The sequence below is a fragment of the Microcoleus harperi Pol14_C6 genome (assembly GCF_036701295.1).
Taxonomy (GTDB): Bacteria; Cyanobacteriota; Cyanobacteriia; order Cyanobacteriales; family Microcoleaceae; genus Microcoleus.
Genome location: NZ_JAUBQN010000104.1, coordinates 1 through 2,218 on the forward strand (window position 1 = coordinate 1; position 2,218 = coordinate 2,218).

The following is a 2,218-nucleotide window of genomic DNA, read 5'->3' on the forward strand; positions in this document are numbered from 1 at the left end:
ATTTTAAATCATCCAAATCTTCCTTCAGTCTTGTCTTATGGTACTCTGGCTGCTTAAAAACTGTCCGGAGTATTGATTTTAGAAATATCTAAAATATCGTTAATCAGGGTAAGTAAGTGCGAACCACATTGGTGAATAATTTGGATAGCATCTTTTTGTTTAGGAGTGATAGTTTTATCGCGTTCCATAATTTGAGCATATCCTAGAATTCCGTTCAGGGGGGTACGAAGTTCATGGCTCATGTTGGCAAGGAATTCGCTCTTGGCGTGATTAGCCGTATCAGCGGCAACTTTCGCCTCTTTTAATTCAAGTGTCCGTTCTTCTACTCGATTTTCTAGCTCTGAGTTGGTTTTTTCTAAAGCCGCAAAATACTCGCGCAATTGCAGTGCCATTTGGTTAAAAGATTGAGCCAGACTTCCCAGTTCATCGATGCTATTGATCTCTACTTTTTGGTCTAATTCACCGTTGGCGATCGCTCTACTCGCTTTACTCAAAATAAAAATAGGATGGGTAATCCAGCGGGAGGCGAGGATTCCTAACAGCGTCGCTAGCACTAACGCTAAAATGCAGAGTAGGATAGTGCTGCGGGTATTGGCATTGATTTCCTCCATAAAGTCTGCTTCTGGAACGACTACAACAATCAGCCAATCAAGACCTCGACCATCTTGGAATGGGGATACTTGCACGAATTCTCGCTGACCATTTAGCATGAATTCGAGTTGCGAGTTGCTATCTATTTCGGTGAAGTTACCAAAGCGTTCTATTAAATGCTGCGCTGTTCCCTGTATCAAAGGCACGCTGCTTTCACTCGCTTTTAATCTTTGCGTTTTTTTGCGATTTTTGCTGTTGAGAAATGGCTTTTTGGGGGTGGAAGAAGCCACTAGAAAGCCAGAGCGTTCTATGATGAAAGTCTTTCCCGATTTACCAATTTTTAAACTTTGGAGAAAGTCGCAGATTTTCGAGAGAAACAGATCGGTACTTACAACTCCTCGAAAAGTGCCATTTTTGTCGTAAACAGGTTGGCTAGCGGAGATTCCTAGGCTAGGTTGAATAAAATATTGATAAATTTTATTCCATTGGGGTTTGCCTGCAACTTTTGCGGCTTTATACCAGGGTCGGATGCGGGGATCGTAGTCTGGGTGGGTTTCCTTAAACTGAGTCGGGTTGCCCTCTCTATCTACGCGGACGATCGTATTGATAAAATTAGTAGAGCGATCGGTGATTTCAATAACAACACTGCCATCATCCTTATATCCAGCACCCGCATATTCTTTTCTTTCCCCTCCAAAACTGATGTAACTAACGGTGGAAAATTGCTTGAGTTGCCAGAAGAAGTAACTTCTCATCGAACCCATATTGTCTGGATTCCATAATCCAAAGCGGCGAATGGCATCGACGCTGATAGCATTGACCAAATGTGGCGTTTCCAAGTAAGTGTTTAATTGTTGATTGATGCGGGCGACTACCTCAGTTCGTAATTGGCTAGTAACGTTGTTGACGGCTGTTTTGCCGTTGCGTAGCGAGAGCCAACCTGTCAGTCCCACAGCGGTAAAGATTTGCAGCACGAATGGTACGACTAAGACGAGGCGTAGCGGGATTTTTTGAGGGCTTTTTGCAAGTTTATGCTCATTTGGGATTTGTGTCATGGCCGAGTCATTTTAGTATTTGGATTGTTTCAATAACTGCAGTTGGTCTCTCTTGGTCGTTTAACGTCAGCTCTATTGACATTATTGATTACCTCTCTCTTTAACGCCAAATGGTTTAATGATATCTTATTGTTGAATAACCGAGATGAAAGGAGTGGCTAATACTGATACAGCTTGCACATTTATGAAAAAAAATAGCTCTCCCATTTGAGACGGAATCTCCATAAATATCAAATGCGGTATATTTTGCTTGGGGTTGCAGTGTGAGCCTACCCGCAGATTTCATGGATATTCAGTACACCTTCATTAACTTGTATTTCTTGACCTCAATACTAATTGATCTAAGCATACAACTATAGTCAGGACTTACGAACTATAGGGTCTGAAACCCCGCTTCCCCGTGCTGCCCTAAAAAAGGGGGGGAACCGTTTCAAAAAACGGGGCACTTGAAAGCCCCTCTTGGAAAAAGGGTTTGGGGGTTCTATGCGTAAGTCCTAATACCAATTCACTATGAAGGTACACTAAAATATAGGGTAAAAGTAGAGGCAATTCAATATGGCGAACAAACTTCA

General features: G+C 42.3%; 1 protein-coding gene. It reads right to left on the reverse strand.

The genetic code is table 11. From position 1 onward, the window contains the following. Positions 1-53: 53 nt before the first annotated feature. On the reverse strand, positions 54-1,646 hold the full coding sequence (locus QUA27_RS27155) for a cache domain-containing protein (protein WP_333072145.1): 1,593 nt from the start codon (positions 1,644-1,646) through the stop codon (positions 54-56). Between the last annotated feature and the right edge of the window lie 572 nt (positions 1,647-2,218).